Below are 17,542 nucleotides of genomic sequence, written 5' to 3'. Positions count from 1 at the left end.
ATCCCCGAGGGGGATGATAGCACGCGCGAATTTAAGATCCGCGCCCTGCCTTCTCCTCACGCCGCCGCCCGCCGCCTCCGCCGCGTGGCGGGAGCTTGCCACGACAGGCCGGCGAGCGGCACGGGCTTGCTGAAGTAGTAGCCTTGGCCGAGCGGAATTCCGAGCGAATGGAGCTGTCTGAGCTGTTCGGAGGTCTCGACACCCTCGGCGACGATCGAGAGCTTCAGGGTCTCGGCAAGCTGCACGATGGATTTCAGCACGGCGACGGTCTCGCGGCGGTCAATCCTGTCGATGAAGGATTTGTCGATCTTGACCTTGTCGAACGGAAAGGCCGTCAGATAGGACAATGACGAGTAACCGACCCCGAAATCGTCAAGCGCAATGGAGACGCCGAGCGCCTTGAGGCGCTGGAGCGTCTTGAGATTTTCCTGGGTATCGGCGAGGAAAACGCTCTCGGTGATCTCGAGCTCGAGCCGGGTTTGCGGAAGTCCACTCTGCGCCAATGCGAACGTCACGGTGTCGACGAGGTTGGTGCTGGCGAACTGCAGGGCGGACAGGTTGACCGCGACCTTGACGTCGTCCGGCATGGTCATCGCATCCCGGCACGCCTTGGTCAGCACCTGATTGCCGAGTTCAACGATTAGTCCCCCCGCCTCTGCAACCGCAATGAACTCGGCGGGGGAAATGAAGCCCCTGGTGCCGTGATGCCAACGCGCAAGAGCCTCGACCGATTTCACACGGCCGGTGCCGAGCTCGGTCACAGGCTGATAGAACACTTCGATTTCCTCGCGCCAGATCGCCTCACGAAGCTCGATCTCGAGCACGTTGCGCTGATCCGCTTCGGCCTTGAGCTCCACCGAGTAGGTATGGAAGCAGTTCCGGCCGGCGTTCTTCGACTTGTAGAGCGCAAGGTCGGCGTTACGAAGGATCTCATCGACGCGGCTGCCATGCTCGGGAGCCACGGCGATGCCGATGCTGCAGCCGATCACGATGGGATGATCGTCGATCTGATAAGGCTCGGCAATGGCCTGAACCAGCCGCGCAGCGAGGCTGGCGGCGCCGTCCTGCATCGCGCCCCGGCCCGGCGCAACGATCACGGCAAACTCGTCGCCGCCGATCCGCGCCGCCGTGTCGGCGTCACGGATCTGCGCCTTGATCCGGCCCGCGACCTGCTTCAGCAAGGCATCGCCACATTGGTGACCGAGCACGTCGTTGACGGACTTGAACTTGTCGAGATCCAGCAGGAGTACGGCGAAGGGAGCTTCCGAGGCGCCGGACGTCGCGAGTGCTTCGTCGATGCGCTCCTTGAACAGATTGCGATTGGCCAATCCGGTCAGACTGTCGTAATGCGCGAGCCTTTCGATCCGGTCCTCGGATGCCTTGCGTTCGGTGATGTCTTCATGGGTGGCGACCCAGCCACCGCGCTCGCGCCGTCCGTAAGAGATATAGACAACCCGCCCATCCGGAAACTGCACGGTGTTCGAGATCTGCTCCGACTTGGCGAGCCGATTCTTCAGATCGACCAGGTAAGCCTCGACGTCGAGAACGGCGGTCTGTTTTGCAAACACGTCGCGGAAGTCCATGCCGATCCGAATCTCCTCCGGCACGAGACCATAGAGTTCGAGCCATTGTTGATTGAATGCGATCAGGCGGTCGCTGCCGTCGAACATGCTCAAGCCCTGGGGAAGGTTTCTGAGCGCGTCTTCGAACTTGCTGGCGAATTCGCGCAGCTCGCGCTGGGCGCGATCCAGCGCCTGTCGGCGCCGCCAGTGGAACATGGTCGCAGTCAAGATGATGAACGTGAGCAGCAGTGCGCCACCGAGATAGACCTTCTGCCTGGTATCCGCGCGCGAATAGATCTCGCGCTCCGAGATTCCTACGGTGAAGATGAGTGGAAAGAGCCGCGATCTGCGCGCGGTCACCAGCCGATCATCGCGGTTGGGATGGTTCTCGTTCCAATATTGGGCGTAGAAGCCGTCCCGCAGCTCGCCTTCGACGCGATTCGGCGCACGCTGCCCCAACACCGCGTCCTGGTTGATGCCCCGCGCGGCGAGCACGACCTGGTTTGCATTTCTGAGGACCAGCGTTCCTCCAGCGCCGAGCTTTGCGGTGTCGTAGAATCGACCGACGACATCGACGCTGATCGAGCCGACGACCACGCCCACGGGATTCCTGGCAAGATCGAAGAGCTTTCTTGCGAGCTGTATGGTCCATTTGTTGGATGCGCGGCCCAGAACCGGTTTCGCCACGTAGAGGCGATCGTCGGCCTGCGACATGGTTTGAATGAAGTGCTCGCGATCGCCGAGATAGAGCGGCGGACCGGAATAGCCTACCGTCGTATCCGTCATGTAGCCATCCGACCCGATCAGGGCGAACTGGACCACGTCGCCGGTGGCGATGCGGGTCTTCTCGGACCAGAACTTCAGGCTGAAGGTCAACGGATCCTGGGCGTAGAGCGCTCGCACCACCAGCAACGACTGGTCCACGCGTTCGAAGATGCGCTCGGTGTTCTCCTCGAACAATTCGGCGACGCTGTTGCCGTGCGACCGCGCCTGCTGGACCGCATCGGTCCGTTCCGATGACGTGATCGCGAAATAACCGATCCAGACCAGGGGCAGGAAGAACAATGCGATCTGCAGCGGAGCATTCCGCAGGATCGTTCTTCCGGCTTTGCGGACGGAACTTGCGGGAATCACGACACGCGCCCTCGCCTCAGCCGCCAGGGCAGAACTGCGCTCGCCGCCAGTGATGGCATCGCCTGTCTCCGCCTCGATTGAGACCGCCGCGGCCGAAAGCGGCGCGGGTGCTGTTCATAGCCCGAAGCTAGGCGGGACAGCCTTAAGTTTCTGTTTGGATAATGCTCAATTCTTTAGCTTACAACATCCGTATGACCACGGAGGTCGGCTGTTTTTGAGCAACCACGCGGTATTGGCAGGGCGATACCTTTGGTCGTCTGTACCGGCCGCTCACACCGCGCGCGCAAGAACGATCGTGCCGGACAGGATGAGGACCGCGCCTGCCGCATAACTCAATCGTCGGCCGAACGGCAGCAGTTTCTCGGCGGCGACATAGAGCGCGATGCCGATGATCCAAGCCATATTCATCACGCCGCCGACGAACAGCAATACCATCAGAAACCAGCAGCAGCCGACGCAGTAGCTGCCATGGCGAAGTCCCATGCGGAATGCTCCGCGCGTGCCGGGCCGCCAATGCCGGCTGAGAAACAGCAGCGGACTCTCGCAGTAGCGCAAGCAGGCATGTTTGAACGACGTGAACTGATAGAGGCCGGCGGCAAGCAGGATGATGCCGCCCCAAACCGCGCTGGTGCTGGCCATCGCCATCGACAACAACCCGAAGCGTTCGAGCGCCCATTGCGCCAGGACCGCAACGACACTGAACCCGGCCCATGTCACGAGATAACCGGCGAGAAAGATCCAGGCATCGATTGCCGCCCGGGACGCAGTCTCCTGCTTGCGCTTGACGGTCGCATACAAGAGAACGGTCGGCGCCGCGCTCGGCGCCATCATCGCGATCATCATCACCCACCACATCACGAACAACAGCGCGGCATAGAGCGGCGTCCACGGCATTGGCGCCATGTCCGGCATGTCGGCCATCATCTCGGTGTCCATGCCGGCGCCGCCGGCGAGATAGGCCCAGGCGAGCGCCACCACCGCGGCGGTCCCGATCGCGACGATCAGCCGGTCGCGGTGGAGCAGGTGTTCCAGCATCAAGCGCCCCTGCATGGACTTGCCCAGGACAGCGATGAGGAGCTGACACCGAGATATTGTCTCGATGTCAGCGCCGCATCATGCCGCAACGCCCTCGGGCGTCTGCACGACATTGGCGAGCGAGCTGTGCGTGCCCTTGGTCTCGAACGGGATCGCACCGGTCGAGCGGATGTTGGCGGACGCGACCTCGGCAGCCCTGTGCTCGAACCCCTCGGGCATCACCACCTGGATGCGGTGCGGTTGACCCGTCACCGGATTCTTGATCGGCTCGACGTCGGTCTCGAGCACGCCCGTGACGACGAGTTTTGCGACGCGTCCGTCCTTGTCGAAGGAAAATTCGAAGGGCGCAAAAATCGGATCGTGGATCTTGGTGACGATCAGGCTGAAGATGTGGAATAGCGTGCCCTCGGCCGAATGCTTGCCCGACAGAATGTTGAACAGCGCCTGCTGCTGCTCCGGTGTGGCGCGTTCGTCGACGATGGGCTGCATCTTGCCGTTGCCTTCATGCAGCGCGCCGGGGAAATCTACGACCACAGCGAAACAGAGGCCATCGAGCTTAACACCCTCAAAATGTCCCGCGGTGATCCGCATGCCGACCATGCCCTTGCAGTATCCGTGGGTGGGGGGAGCATTGAAATCGCAGGGGCAGCCAAACGCGCAGTTGCAATTCTTCATCCATTCGCCTTCGAGACGCCAGTCCGATGCAGCCATGGCACATCTCCCAATGTGAGCGGGGAACGCGGCAGCCGTAGAGGATTTTGTTCAGCGTTATGTCGAGGCAATGCGAAAAAGTGCGAGCGGGATCGAGTCCGATCAGAAGGCCGGCATCGCGGAAAAGTCTTTGGCCAGCTGCCATTCACTGTCCCTATGGCTAAGAGCATATCAGCGGCAGCCGGGCGCGTACAGCGAACGGATGCGGCATAGCAGCCGGGCTTTCAGGACGTCCGAAATCAGAGGAATGGAAAATAAAGCTGCGGACTCCTATACGATTGAAATATCTATATAATTCCAACCAGCCGCTTTCCCGCTCATGGCCGCAGCGACGGCGAGTGCTTTCCATGAAGGCGGGATTGGCCTCGTCTTGCCATCACACCGAACCGTCCCTCGCAAAAAAGTCCGTGCAGCGGCGGCGTGCATGGATAGCGCTAGCGTAGCGCGTGCGTTGCGGCCGCCGCGCCTGAGATCACACGGATCAGGTGAGCGCGGCGCGCTTAGAATGTCCAACTCAGTTGCGGCATTCGAGGGCAAGGCCTATGCTGAAGGCCGGCAATCACGCAGCCGCCCATCGTGCGGCGGGGGCAGCCTCACGGTGGATGGTTGCATCCATCCGAAAGGCGAAGCCATGTCCATCGCCCCCACACTGCATCGGTATCTGGCTGCCGAGAACATCCAGTATGCCGAGATCCCGCACGATCTCACCATGTCATCCACGCGCACGGCGCAGGCTTGCCACGTCTCGGGCGATCGTCTCGCCAAGGCCGTCGTGCTGCGGCACGACGGCGGCTATATGCTCGCGGTCGTGCCGGCATCGCACCATCTCAACCTGCCGGACTTGAAGGAGAGGCTTGGCGAGGATCTCGCCATGGCCAACGAAACCGAGATCAACCAGCTGTTCATGGACTGCGCGCACGGAGCCATTCCGGCGGTCGGTCGGTGTTACGGGCTCGATCTCATCGTCGATGACAGCATCCGGGCCCAGCCCGAGGTCTATATCGAAGCCGGTGATCACGAGACGCTGCTCCAGCTCACCCATGCGCAGTTCGAGCGCCTGACGGCCAGTGCACCGCATGGACGCTTCAGCATGCATGACTGACGCGGCGTGGCGGCAAGATAATCCCGGTACGCACCGTCACGGCGTGCGTGCGGCCGCGTCCGGTTCGATGTATAGTCAATTCAGCGGGGGCTGCGTTCGCAACGGAGGTCCTCCATGAAAGTCAGAGACGTGATGCACAAGGGCGTCGATTGGGTCAGCCCCGACACCCCGATCATCGAGATCGCGAAGTTGATGCAAGGGCACGACATCGGCTGCATTCCGATCGGCGAAGGCGACCATTTGGTCGGGATGGTGACCGATCGCGACATCGTCTGCAAAGGTCTTGCGAGCAGGGACTTCAACGCCGCGCGCATGACGGCGCGGGACGTGATGACCGAAGGTATCCATTGCTGCCGGGAAGACGATGATCTGGCGAAAGCCGTGCATCACATGGAGACGCTGAAGGTCCGCAGGCTACCCGTGATCAACAAGAGCAAGCGGATGGTCGGCATGATCAGTCTCGGTGATATCGGCCAATCCGCCACCCCTGATCTGTTGACGCAATGCGTCAAGAGCGTGTCGGCCCATCATCATTGAGGGCAACGCCGGCTCGATTCCGAACCTTCGTCGGATCGCTCGCAGATCCCGCGCGCGCCGAGTTCTCTCGAGCCTGCATTGAGCGCACTGTTCACCGCAGTTCGGCTTCGCCGCACTCGGCGGCGAGCGCTGCGGCGCGTCATCGCCGCAGTCCGCGTCGTAGCGTCGCATCATTCGGAACATTCTTGCCAAACCCCTGCGCAAGACTTTGACTTGTTCCAATAAAAAAGCAGCTGATCCGCAAGGGATCGCTATTCCAAAGGGGAGGAGGCAACCATGACCAAATCAAAGAAGGGCAGCACTTCGAGTCGCCGCGGCTTTCTCAAGGTCGCTGCTGCGGGGGCCGCCGCGACGGTAGCCGCGCCGAGCGTCGTCAGCGCCCAGGGGCCGATCAGCATGCGCTGGCAGAGCACCTGGCCGTCAAAGGACATTTTCCACGAATACGCCCTCGACTACGCCAAGAAGGTCAACGACATGACCGGCGGCGATCTCAAGATCGAAGTGCTGCCGGCAGGCGCTGTCGTGCCCGCCTTCGGCCTGCTCGATGCCGTGTCCAAGGGCGTGCTCGACGGCGGCCATGGCGTGCTGGTCTATCACTACGGCAAGCAGACGGCGCTGGCGCTCTGGGGCTCGGGACCGGGCTTTGCGATGGACGCTAACATGCTGCTGGCCTGGCACCGCTATGGCGGCGGCAAGGAGCTCCTGGAAAAGCTCTACGCGTCGATCAACGCCAACGTTGTCTCGTTCCCCTACGGTCCGATGCCGACCCAGCCCTTCGGCTGGTTCAAGAAGCCGGTCGCAAAGGTAGAGGACGTCAAGGGCCTGAAATTCCGCACCGTCGGCATCTCGATCGACGTGTATTCGGGAATGGGTGCAGCCGTCAACGCGCTGCCCGGCGGCGAAATCGTAGCTGCCATGGACCGCGGCCTCCTGGACGCGGCCGAGTTCAACAACGCCACCTCCGACCGCGTGCTCGGCTTCCCCGACGTCTCGAAGGTCTGCATGCTGCAGAGCTTCCACCAGAACGCCGAGCAGCTCGAGATCATGTTCAACAAGGACAAGTACAACGCGCTGCCGGACAAGATGAAGGCGATCATCGCCAATGCGGTGGACGCGGCTTCGGCCGACATGTCGTGGAAGGCGATCGACCGCTACTCCAAGGACTATGTCGAGCTGCAGACCAAGGACAACGTCAAGTTCTACAAGACCCCCGACGCCATCCTGAAGCGGCAACTCGAGATCTATGACGATGTGGCGAAGAAGAAGGCGGCGGAGAACCCGTTGTTCAAGGAGATCGTGCAGTCGCAGATCGAGTTCGCCAAACGTGCCACGCAGTGGGAGCAGGATACCGTAGTGAACCGCCGCATGGCCTACGATCATTATTTCGGGCCGAACGCTGCGGCCAAGAAGATCTGATGACGAAATAAAGCTGGCAAGGCGCCGTCCGGACCACCCGCCGGACGGTGCCTTGTGCTATGTTGGGGGTCATATTTAATGCCGAACCTTATCACATGAGTGTACGGCGCTTACTGCACACGATCGACGGCATCTCCACCTGGGTCGGCAAGGCGACAGCCTGGCTGATGATCCTGCTGATGAGCGTGGTCTGCATCGAAGTGTTCAAGCGCTACGCCGTGAACATGCCGACGGCGTGGATCTTCGACGCCGAGAACATGATGTACGGGTCGCTGTTCATGCTGGCCGGCGCCTATACGCTGGCGCAGAACGCCCATGTCCGCGGCGACTTCCTGTACTCCTCGATGCGTCCGCGCACGCAGGCCGCGCTCGACCTCGTTCTCTACTTCGTCTTCTTCATCCCGGGCATCGCCGCGCTGATCTATGCCGGCTACTTCTACGCCGCGGATTCCTGGGCCATCAACGAGCATTCCAACGTCACGGCCGAGGGGCCGCCGGTCTACCATTTCAAGACCGTCATCCCGATCGCGGGCGCGCTGATCATGCTGCAGGGAATCGCCGAGATCATCCGCTGCATCGTGTGCCTGAAGACCGGCGAATGGCCGAGCCGACTTGCCGACGTCGCCGAGACCGACGTCATCGAGGAGCAGCTCGCGCACTCTGAATTCGTGGACGAGGAATCACGCAAGCTCGCCATCGAGGGCGCGCAGCGCATCGATGAAATGGCGCGGCAGCGCGGCATGGGCGGGGACCTGAACACATGAGCGATCCGGCACTCGGCCTGTTGATGCTGACGCTCATCGTCGTCGTCATCATGATGGGCTTTGCCACGGCGTTTACGCTTATGGGCCTTGGCATGTTCTTCGGCTTCATCGCCTTCTACGACCCGTCGCAGAACTGGACGCACAACAAGGTCTTCGAGCTGATGGTCCAGCGCAGCTACGGCGCGATGACCAACGACGTATTGATCTCCATCCCGTTGTTCGTGCTGATGGGCTACGTGATGGAGCGCGGCGCGCTGGTCGACAAGATGTTCTATTCGATCCAGCTCGCCTTCCGCCGCCTGCCCGCCTCGCTCGCGGTCACGACCCTGATCGTGTGCACGTTCTGGGGCATCGCCTCCGGGCTCGTCGGCGCGGTGGTGGTGCTGATGGGCGTGATCGCCTTCAACCCGATGCTGCGCGCCGGTTATGACGTGAAGCTCGCCTCCGGCGTCATCACCGCGGGAGGCACGCTCGGCATCCTGATCCCGCCTTCGGTGATGATCATCGTCTATGCCGCGGTCGCCGGCCAGTCCGTGGTCAAGCTCTATGCGGCGGCGATGCTTCCCGGCTTCTTCCTGGCCTTCCTCTACCTCGTCTATGTCGTGGCCTGGGCGATGATCAACCCGAAGATCGCCCCGGCGCTGCCGGAGGAACAGACCCGCGTCAAGGTGCCGGAATGGATCAGGAATTTCGCGACGCTGTATTCGCCGAACCTGTTCGTCGGCCTGTTCAAGGCGCTGCTCTCGCCCGCAAAGGCGAAGATGCTCCAGATCGACGGCAAGCCGATGGGCTATGGCACGATCGTGCAACACTTCCTCATTTCGCTGGTGCCGTTCCTGATGACCGCAGCCGCGCTCGGCACGGTCTGGTGGTACGTCGTGATCCACCAGCAGCCCGGCGCCGCGAGCGAAGCCGTCGAAGGCCTGCAGCAGCTCGGAAGCCCGGTCGAGCCGAAGGAGCTGTCGCCCGCCGAAAAGGGACCGGACACCCAGTTCTACATCTGGTTCGCGATATCAGCCGCCGTGCTGGCGGCGTGGACGGCGCGCTCCTACTTGCGCATGGACGGCGAGCGCTTCGAAGTGTTGAAGCTCTTGACGTCGTCGGTGATGCCGCTCGGCATCCTCACCGTCGTGGTGCTGGGGGTGATCCTGTTCGGCATCACGACCGCGACCGAGTCCGCCGGCGTCGGCGCCGCCGGCGCCTTCATCCTCGCTATCCACGCCCGGACGCTCGACTGGAAGCGCACCAAGGAAGCAGTGTTCCTGACTGCAAAGACGACCGCGATGGTGTGCTGGCTGTTCGTCGGCTCGGCGCTGTTCTCGGCGGTATTCGCCATTCTCGGCGGTCAGGCGCTGCTGGAAAGCTGGGTGCTGTCGCTCAACATGACGCCCGTGCAGTTCATGATCTTGTCGCAGGCGATCATCTTCGTGCTGGGCTGGCCGCTCGAATGGACCGAGATTATCATCATCTTCGTGCCGATCTTCCTGCCGATGCTGAAGCACTTCAACATCGATCCGATCCTTTGGGGCACGCTGGTGTTCGTGAACTTGCAGGCCGCGTTCCTGTCACCGCCGGTCGCGATGTCGGCGTTCTATCTCAAGGGCGTTGCCCCGAAGCACGTTACGCTGAACCAGATCTTCGCCGGCATGATGCCCTACATGCTGATCGTGATCCTGTGCATGGTGATCATGTATCTCTGGCCGGGCATGACGCTGTGGCTGCCGAACTATCTGTACGCGAGTTGAGGCGCAGCGGGGAGTACCGGGCGCTGGTCAAACGGAAATGGTGCCCAGGGAGGGAATCATACGCAACCACCGACACGACGAACCGCTGTTTTTCCTTAGTATGGTGGCGTGAGCGCTTGGCTTTGGTGGCGGAGGTCCGCTACACCCTTGTCGTAGTAGCGGCGCCTTCTTCTAGAATATTCGAAGTACTGCCATCGCCCCCGACCATCCGGCAGATTCCCCGGGTTCCGGATTGACGCCGGGCTGATAATTCCATAAGTCTGGATATATGGAAATCGAAGAAGCCGTTCTGGCCCTCTCTGCGCTGTCTCAGTCGACCCGACTGGAGGCCTTCCAGACGCTGGTCAGGCACGAACCCGGCGGCCTTGCGGCAGGCGACCTCGCCCGCCTGCTGGAAGTCCCGCAGAACACGCTCTCGGCGCATCTGTCGATTCTGACTCGCGCGCGCCTTGTGACATCGGAACGGCGCAGCCGCTCGATCATCTACCGCGCCAATCTCACTGAGTTTCGAGATGTCGCAGTTTTCCTGCTTCGGGATTGCTGCGGCGGGCGGCCAGACGTTTGCGAGCCGGTCGTTCAAACCCTGCAATCCTGCTGCTCCCCAAAACGAAAGGAGCGAAGCCGTGCCTGACCACGTCTACAATGTTCTGTTCCTGTGCACCGGCAACTCGGCGCGCTCGATCCTCGCGGAGTCGATTCTTCGGAAGGACGGAGCCGGCCGTTTCCAGGCCTTCTCCGCCGGCAGCACGCCGAAAGGCGCGATACACCCGCTGGCGCTGCGCACACTCGAGAGCATGGACTATCCCGTCGACGGGATGCGCTCCAAAAGCTGGTTGGAATTCGCCGCTCCCGATGCGCCGGTGATGGATTTCGTCTTCACGGTCTGCGACAACGCCGCCGGTGAGGCCTGCCCCGTCTGGCCGGGTCAGCCGATGACGGCGCACTGGGGCATTGAGGATCCCGCCGGGGTCGAAGGCACGGAGCTGGAACAACAGGCAGCGTTCATCACCGCTTTCCGCTACCTGAGGAATCGGATTGATACCTTCGTAAGCCTCCCGCTGAGGAGCATCGACAAGCTCTCGCTCGGGACCAAGCTGCGCGAGATTGGCCGCTCCGAGGGTGCGACGCGTCCAACGCCGAAGGCCGGCTGATGGACACGTTCGATCTTTCGCGGCGCCTGGCGGCCGAAGCGCTCGGCACAGGCATTCTCGTCGCTGCCGTGGTCGGCTCCGGCATCATGGCCGAGACGCTGACCAAGGACGTCGCTCTTGCGCTTCTCTGCAATACCTTGCCGACCGGTGCGATCTTGGTTGTACTGATCACCGTCCTGGGACCGATCTCCGGAGCGCATTTTAATCCGGCGGTCACGCTGGTGTTCACGGGCAAGCGCGAGCTGCCGGCCCAGGAAGCCCTGCTCTACGTTGTTGCGCAGATCGCCGGCGGCATAGCCGGCACGATGGCGGCTCACCTGATGTTCGCCCTTCCCCTGATCGACTTCTCGATGAAGGTGCGTACTGGCGGCGCGCAATGGTTCGCGGAGGCCGTCGCCGCCTTCGGCCTGGTGGCCACCATCCTCGCCGGCATCCGCTTCCAACGTACGGCCGTCCCCTGGCTCGTCGGCCTCTACATCACCGCAGCGTACTGGTTCACGGCCTCGACCTCGTTCGCCAATCCGGCGGTGGCGATCGCTCGTTCCTTGACGAACACCTTTTCGGGTATTCGCCCGGTGGACCTGCCGGGTTTCATTCTCGCTGAGCTGGCCGGCGCCTTCGCCGGCATGCTTTTGATGAACTGGATGCTGGGGCGGCCGAAGGCGCGCGGCCCGGTGCCGATCGCGGAGACCCAAAGATGACTGTCACGATCTATCACAACCCCGACTGCGGCACATCCCGCAACACGCTGGCCATGATCCGGCAAAGCGGCGAAGAGCCGACTGTCATCGAGTACCTGAAGACTCCGCCGAGCCACGACAAGCTGGTGGAATTGATCGCGGCCATGGGAAGCCCCGTCCGTGACCTGCTGCGGAAGAAAGGTACTCCCTACGCAGAACTTGGGCTCGACGATCCGAAGTGGACCGATGACGATCTGCTCGACTTCATGGTGAAGCATCCGATCCTGATCAACCGGCCGATCGTCGTCACGCCGAAAGGAGTAAAACTTTGCCGGCCGTCCGAAGCCGTGCTGGAGATCCTGCCTAATGGCAAAATCGGTCGGTTCGTGAAGGAAGACGGTGAAGTGATAGATGCCTGAGCTGCCCGACCTGCCGAACCTCTCTTCGTCCGCCGTATCGCTTCCCGATCTGCATCGTCTGAGGCCCGCACAGTCCGCGCATAAACCGCGGATCTTGCTGTTGTACGGATCTCTGCGTCAGCGCTCGTTCAGCCGCTTCGCCGCCGAAGAAGCTGCCCGCCTGCTGGAGGCGTTCGGCGCGGAATGCCGGATCTTCAACCCGTCTGGTTTGCCGCTGCCGGACGATGCGCCGGCGGATCACCCCAAAGTGGCCGAATTGCGCGATCTGTCGGCTTGGTCCGAAGGACAGGTCTGGAGCAGTCCGGAACGCCATGGCAGCATCACGGGCATCATGAAGACTCAGATCGACTGGATCCCCCTGTCGATTGGGGCGGTGCGCCCGACCCAAGGCAAGACACTCGCCCTCATGCAGGTGAGCGGCGGCTCGCAGTCCTTCAATGCGGTCAACCAGCTTCGCGTCCTCGGCCGCTGGATGCGCATGATCACGATCCCGAACCAGTCTTCCGTGGCGAAGGCCTACGAACAGTTTGACGATGCGGGACGCATGAAACCGTCGGCCTACTACGACCGCATCGTCGACGTGATGGAAGAACTGATGAAGTTCACGCTGCTGACGCGCGATTGCTCCTCCTACCTCACAGACCGGTACAGCGAACGCAAGGAAGAAGCGGCTAAACTGCAGGAACGGCTCGCGTTGAATAGAGCTTTGTGAAGCGGGCGGCCCGACGCTGGGTCGGGGCCGCTGTCCTCATGCTCTGTAGTCGAGCGGGCGGGAGAAAAAATAGCGATTCCTATCAATCGCGCACACCCTTGATTGATGGCTGAATCGTAAGGCGGTAGGCAACAAGCGCGTTGCCATCGAATTTCTCCAGCAGCTCCCCACAGGCCGGGCAGTGATATTCGCCTTTGCTGCCTCGCTGCGTCTCAAGCTCAATGCGCCGGAAGCCGGCCCCGCACTCAGAGCACGTCACATCGGTCTTTTTCATGCACCACCCGTAGAATCACGGTCGCACCTTTAACACAGCCTAGGGCGGAACTTGGGATATACGGAGGTTTATTCGGAGAAGGAGATTCCAAAATCAACTTAGGACACTAGCGCTAGATAGGACACTAGGCACATGGAGAATGGCAACAAGGAATGTTTCCTGAACTCAGCAGCAATATGAGGTGGCCCCAACCACGGCGGTCGGGGCCGCAAGCCTCAGACCCTGTAGTCGAGCGACTTGAAGCTGAGATGCTTCACGCCCTCCGGCGCATCCGCGAGCTTCCGGATGTTCGCCCAGGTCTGCTTATAGTTCGGGATGATGAATTCGTTCACCCCGGGTGAAACCACGTTCCCCTGCACGCCGGTCGCTTGCGCGAAGAGCATGAACGTCTGCTTCGGCTTGGCGGTCGGCGTCGGATAGACCATGGCCTGGGTCGATCCGTTGTCGTTGTAAACCTCGACCAGATCGCCTTGCTTGAGCCGCAGCTCGTCCATGTCCTGTGGGTTCATCTGGAGGTAGGGATAAGGCATCCGATCCGTGACGAACTCGTTGTCCTGGTCGAGGTAGGAGCTCTGCCAGGTGACGTTGGCGCGGCCGTTATTGATGAGGAACGGGAATTTCTTCATCTCGGCTTCCTTGCCGGGCGCCTGCAAGCCGCGCCACTGCGTCTCCATGAACCTGGCCTTGCCGTCCTTGCTGTTGAACTTGCCGTCGGCGTAAAGCCGCTTGGTGCCGAGGATCCGCTCGGTGCCGGTCGTTGCCGGCGACACCGCCGCTGTTGTTGCGGCGCCCTTTTTCTGGACGGGCTCCTTCCCGCGCGTTCCTTCGATCGCCGGCCCCTTCAGGACCTCCCCCGTCGTCGTGCCGGTCGACGTGCCAGCGGCGACAGGCCCTGTGGTCTCGAGCCCGGTCGCGGGCTCCTGGAAGCCGTTCGTACCCATGGCCCGCAGCCGGGCATAGGTGACGAACTCGCCGCCCTTCTCATGCTGATGATAGCCGTCCATGAAGGCATCTTCTTCGGTCTGCCAGTCGAAGCCCTTGAAGTGATCGGCCAGATCGGCCTTACCCTGTTCGCGCAACACCCGCTCCATGTGATTGGCGATGCGCGCGGCGATCAGGCAATCGGGCATCGCCTGCCCCGGCGGGTCCATGTATTTCTCGGTCAGCCGCATGCGGCGTTCGCCGTTCATCGAAGTGAGATTGGCCTCCCCCGATGTCGCTGCCGGCAGCCAGACATGGCTCGCCTCGCCGATCTTGGTCGGCACGATATCGACGTCAACCGCGAAGAGCCCGCCTTTCTTGATCGCGTCGACGATCGCGCTGATCATCGCGGGACGGTCGCCATAAGGCGCCGTCATCATGGCATCCTTCACCATGTCGGTGCGCTTCTTGTAGGCCTGCTTGAACTTGAATGCGTTCAGCGTGGTCTTGTAGTGGTCGCATCCCCAGATGTGATGGACGCCGCCCTTGCCTTCGATCAGAAGCTGATCGACATACGCGGCGGGCCGTCCCACATGCGCATCGGACGGCCGCGAGTAGCCTTCCTGGTGCCCGCCCATGCGCACGCAACCACCGCCTGGCCGACCGATATTGCCGGTTGCGAGCGCGACATTCACCAGGGCGCCGTTGGTGCGGTAATTGTCGTTGCCCCAGATCAGGCCCTTCTCATACGCAAACATCGTTCGCCGACGCGCATTAGCTGCCTTGGGCTGGGCGATCCACTCGGCGGATTTGCGGATTTCATCGGCGGTAAGCCCCGTGATCGTCGCGGCCTCTTCCAGGCTGATCTTGTTGGCGGCCTTCGTCTGGTCGAAGTTGGTCGTCGACGCGTCGATGAAGGCCTTGTCGAGCCATCCCTTGTCCGCGATGTGGGTCATCCAGGCATTGAACAAGGCGAGGTCGGTGCCGGAATTGATCGCCAGGTGCATGACGTTGTCTTTGCCGGCTTCGACCTCGCAGGCGTTGACCGTCACCGTGCGACGCGGATCGACAATGATCACCTTGGCGCGCTCGACGGGCTCGGAACCAAACTCGGCCTTCTTCTTGTCGAGCGAAGTGCCGCGCAGGTTCGGGATCCAGTGATTCAGGAAGTAATTGGTCTGGGTCTCGAGCGCATTGGTGCCGACCGCGACGATCGTGTCGGCGAGCTCGGCATCTTCGTAGCAATTGTTGAGCTCTCCCACGCCCATGTCGCGGGTGGCGTGGACTTCCGAGTTGTACGCCGGACGGTTGTGAATCCGGATGTTTTTCACCTTCATGGCGCCGAAGTAGAGCTTGCCGGTGCCCCAGGTGTTCTCATATCCACCTCCGGCGCCGCCATGGTCGAACGCCGAGACGAACACGCCGTCTTCACCCATGTCGTTCATGACTGCGACCGTCACGCGCGCAACGAGGTCGAGCGCATCTTCCCAGCTTGTGGGCTGCATCTGTCCATAGCGCCAGACCATCGGATCCGTCAGGCGCTGCAACTGCGTATTGCGCTGTTGGGAGTAGCTCATCTCCGCCATGCGCGCGCCGCGGATCGAGCCCAAGCCCGAATTCACGACGCAGTCTTTGTCGGGTTTGATGACGATGTGCACATCCTGCCCGTTCTGGCGCACGATGTTGTACATCGAAGGTGAGTACCAGGCGACGGTCTCCGCGCTCTGCTGCTTACTCAGATCGGCACCGAACTTGTTCTGATCGGGTGCCGTGCCGCCCTGTTTGCTGGTGGACCAGGTGTATGCCTTGTAGCCGCATCCGACGATGCAGTAGTGGCACGTCACGTTGGATTCCTTGGCGTCCGCGGGGATGATCGGGAGCCGGTCGATTTGACGCTTGTAGGTCATGATCGTTCCTCCCCCCCTTAGAGCACGTTGGAAAGGCGGCCGTAGAGCAGTTCGTCCACGCCTTCGGCGTAGATGTCGCCCTTGTCGTCGACGCGCAGCACGTATTGCGGGAGATTCTGCGTGGCCTGGCCCCAGATCTGCTGGCCGCCCGCCTCGCAGTCGAACCGGGAATAATGACCGGGACAGTTCATGGTCCGGTCGGCCGCGCTGTAGTTGAGGGTGAAGCCCTTGTGCGGACAGGTCGTCGTGAAGCCGACGATATCACCTTCGGCACCGACCCCACCCGGCACTTGCTTGCCGAGCTTCAAGAGCACGCCGGGAGCGTTGGCGTCCGGATAAGAAACGTTCAGGGGCTCGTTGAGCTTGAGGTCCTTGACGTTGGCCAGACGATTGACCGGATAGTCCACTCTCGCCGCTGCGGGCGCAGCCTGGGCGGAGGAAGTCGTTATTGAGCTGACGGCAACTCCAGCGGCGGCAAACCCCGCCCCGCTCATGAAACGACGGCGGCCGACGTCGACCATATGATCGCAGCGCGACATGGTGATGCTCCTCGGGTTCGCCAGTACGCCTACTGACGGGTGTTTCCTCGAGATCGGACCGATACGCCTACCGGCCGGAGCGCTCGCTTCTGTCGCAGGCCCGTCACATCGAAGGGCTACGATGTGTCGAGACGTCTCGACATATTCAATAGTCGAAACGTGCTGGCTTGTCACCTTCTCTGTGGGGTAAACATGACGCACCTAGACGACCCGCGCGGAGACTACGGAATGCGGAAATCGATGCTGGCCGTTGCCAGCCACGCCAGCACCCGGCCAGTCCAGGGCGAGCTGACCGAGCCCCATGCGATTTCCGCTCTCGCTGCGCTTGCTCAGCCCACGCGCTTGGCGATCTTCAGGTTGCTCATCAAACACGAGCCGGTCGGCATAACCGCTGGCGTGATCGCCGATACGATTGGCGCGCCGCACAATACGCTTTCCTCCCACCTGGCCATCTTGGTGCGGGCGGGCCTGCTTCGCAGCACCCGTGAGGGACGGACGATCATCTACCGCTCGAACGTGGAAGGCATGCGGGACTTGATAGGGTTTCTGATCAGCGAGTGCTGCGACGGGCACCCGGAGCTCTGTAACCTCGTTGTGGAGGACGCGAGCAGGGCGTGCTGCCTACCCGCGAGCAACAGATCTAAGCCGCGTCCGAAAGCATCAAAACGGAAGGCCTAATAAGCCTGCTCGCGGCAACAAATGAGCCGACCCGAAGAGGCGACAAAGCTAAACTTGTCAACCGCTGTGCCCCACAAGATCGTGCTCTAGCGTGGAAAATCGTAGTTTGGTGCCCAGGGGCGGAATCGAACCACCGACACTGCGATTTTCAGTCGCATGCTCTACCAACTGAGCTACCTGGGCGTGCTCCAAGAGAGGGGCCAAAGCCCATCGAGCGGGCGGTTTATAGTGGGCTAGAAGCGGCCTGTCCACCCG

17 protein-coding genes and 1 tRNA gene are annotated in these 17,542 nt (G+C 61.8%); 11 read left to right on the top strand and 7 right to left on the bottom strand.

The features are described from left to right. Positions 1-56: 56 nt before the first annotated feature. The 3 genes from AAE027_RS30980 to AAE027_RS30970 all read right to left on the bottom strand — a co-directional run bounded on the left by AAE027_RS30980 (position 57) and on the right by AAE027_RS30970 (position 4,442). Positions 57-2,627, bottom strand: coding sequence for a bifunctional diguanylate cyclase/phosphodiesterase (locus tag AAE027_RS30980; protein WP_370989188.1), 2,571 nt, complete (start codon positions 2,625-2,627; stop codon positions 57-59). A gap of 339 nt (positions 2,628-2,966) precedes the next feature. Next, a complete protein-coding gene (locus AAE027_RS30975; RefSeq protein WP_370989187.1) occupies positions 2,967-3,731 on the bottom strand; it encodes a DUF2182 domain-containing protein in 765 nt (254 codons plus the stop codon). A 78-nt stretch (positions 3,732-3,809) separates the two neighbouring features. Then, positions 3,810-4,442: a DUF1326 domain-containing protein gene (locus tag AAE027_RS30970; protein ID WP_370989186.1), complete on the bottom strand. Its 633-nt coding sequence runs from the start codon at positions 4,440-4,442 to the stop codon at positions 3,810-3,812. Positions 4,443-5,073: 631 nt separating this feature from the next. Between AAE027_RS30970 and AAE027_RS30965 the strand changes: the two genes are divergently transcribed. From AAE027_RS30965 to arsH, 10 genes are all read left to right on the top strand, one after another. Further along, entirely contained in the window at positions 5,074-5,544 is a 471-nt protein-coding gene (locus tag AAE027_RS30965) for an aminoacyl-tRNA deacylase (protein ID WP_128947201.1), read from the top strand. A gap of 114 nt (positions 5,545-5,658) precedes the next feature. Continuing rightward, on the top strand, positions 5,659-6,081 hold the full coding sequence (locus tag AAE027_RS30960; protein WP_370989185.1) for a CBS domain-containing protein: 423 nt from the start codon (positions 5,659-5,661) through the stop codon (positions 6,079-6,081). A 276-nt stretch (positions 6,082-6,357) separates the two neighbouring features. Next, positions 6,358-7,497 (top strand): TRAP transporter substrate-binding protein, encoded by a 1,140-nt coding sequence (locus AAE027_RS30955; RefSeq protein ID WP_370989184.1) that lies wholly within the window; start codon positions 6,358-6,360, stop codon positions 7,495-7,497. Positions 7,498-7,592: 95 nt separating this feature from the next. Next, positions 7,593-8,261, top strand: a complete 669-nt coding sequence (locus AAE027_RS30950) for a TRAP transporter small permease subunit (protein ID WP_128931129.1) — start codon at positions 7,593-7,595, stop codon at positions 8,259-8,261. Continuing rightward, positions 8,258-10,006: a TRAP transporter large permease gene (locus AAE027_RS30945; RefSeq protein WP_370989183.1), complete on the top strand. Its 1,749-nt coding sequence runs from the start codon at positions 8,258-8,260 to the stop codon at positions 10,004-10,006. Before AAE027_RS30950 ends, AAE027_RS30945 begins: the two co-directional genes overlap by 4 nt. A 268-nt stretch (positions 10,007-10,274) precedes the next feature. After that, complete coding sequence (locus AAE027_RS30940) at positions 10,275-10,637, top strand: ArsR/SmtB family transcription factor (protein ID WP_370989182.1); 363 nt, start codon at positions 10,275-10,277, stop codon at positions 10,635-10,637. Further along, a complete protein-coding gene (locus AAE027_RS30935) occupies positions 10,630-11,157 on the top strand; it encodes an arsenate reductase ArsC (protein WP_370989239.1) in 528 nt (175 codons plus the stop codon). Before AAE027_RS30940 ends, AAE027_RS30935 begins: the two co-directional genes overlap by 8 nt. Then, positions 11,157-11,858: an aquaporin gene (locus AAE027_RS30930; protein ID WP_370989181.1), complete on the top strand. Its 702-nt coding sequence runs from the start codon at positions 11,157-11,159 to the stop codon at positions 11,856-11,858. The genes AAE027_RS30935 and AAE027_RS30930 overlap by 1 nt, the downstream gene beginning before the upstream one ends. Beyond that, positions 11,855-12,256, top strand: coding sequence for an arsenate reductase (glutaredoxin) (gene arsC, locus AAE027_RS30925; protein ID WP_370989180.1), 402 nt, complete (start codon positions 11,855-11,857; stop codon positions 12,254-12,256). The genes AAE027_RS30930 and arsC overlap by 4 nt, the downstream gene beginning before the upstream one ends. Continuing rightward, on the top strand, positions 12,249-12,968 hold the full coding sequence (gene arsH, locus AAE027_RS30920) for an arsenical resistance protein ArsH (RefSeq protein ID WP_370989179.1): 720 nt from the start codon (positions 12,249-12,251) through the stop codon (positions 12,966-12,968). The genes arsC and arsH overlap by 8 nt, the downstream gene beginning before the upstream one ends. Positions 12,969-13,050: 82 nt before the next feature. Here arsH and AAE027_RS30915 read toward each other — a convergent pair whose 3' ends face one another. The 3 genes from AAE027_RS30915 to AAE027_RS30905 all read right to left on the bottom strand — a co-directional run bounded on the left by AAE027_RS30915 (position 13,051) and on the right by AAE027_RS30905 (position 16,609). Beyond that, on the bottom strand, positions 13,051-13,242 hold the full coding sequence (locus tag AAE027_RS30915; protein WP_370989178.1) for a hypothetical protein: 192 nt from the start codon (positions 13,240-13,242) through the stop codon (positions 13,051-13,053). A 215-nt stretch (positions 13,243-13,457) separates the two neighbouring features. Further along, a complete protein-coding gene (locus AAE027_RS30910) occupies positions 13,458-16,070 on the bottom strand; it encodes an arsenate reductase (azurin) large subunit (protein ID WP_370989177.1) in 2,613 nt (870 codons plus the stop codon). Positions 16,071-16,087: 17 nt separating this feature from the next. Continuing rightward, the gene (locus tag AAE027_RS30905; RefSeq protein WP_370989176.1) at positions 16,088-16,609 is read right to left on the bottom strand and encodes an arsenate reductase (azurin) small subunit; all 522 of its coding nucleotides are present in this window, start codon (positions 16,607-16,609) and stop codon (positions 16,088-16,090) included. A gap of 228 nt (positions 16,610-16,837) precedes the next feature. Here AAE027_RS30905 and AAE027_RS30900 point away from each other — a divergent pair, with 228 nt between their 5' ends. Next, the gene (locus AAE027_RS30900; protein ID WP_370989175.1) at positions 16,838-17,287 is read left to right on the top strand and encodes an ArsR/SmtB family transcription factor; all 450 of its coding nucleotides are present in this window, start codon (positions 16,838-16,840) and stop codon (positions 17,285-17,287) included. A 107-nt stretch (positions 17,288-17,394) separates the two neighbouring features. Here AAE027_RS30900 and AAE027_RS30895 read toward each other — a convergent pair. Beyond that, a tRNA-Phe gene (locus tag AAE027_RS30895) sits at positions 17,395-17,470 on the bottom strand. Positions 17,471-17,542: the final 72 nt, after the last annotated feature.

The organism is Bradyrhizobium sp. DN3 (genome assembly GCF_041357655.1).
In the GTDB taxonomy this organism is placed as follows: domain Bacteria; phylum Pseudomonadota; class Alphaproteobacteria; order Rhizobiales; family Xanthobacteraceae; genus Bradyrhizobium.
The sequence above is the reverse complement of the archived record's forward strand: the minus strand, read 5'-3'. Positions and strand labels throughout refer to the sequence as shown.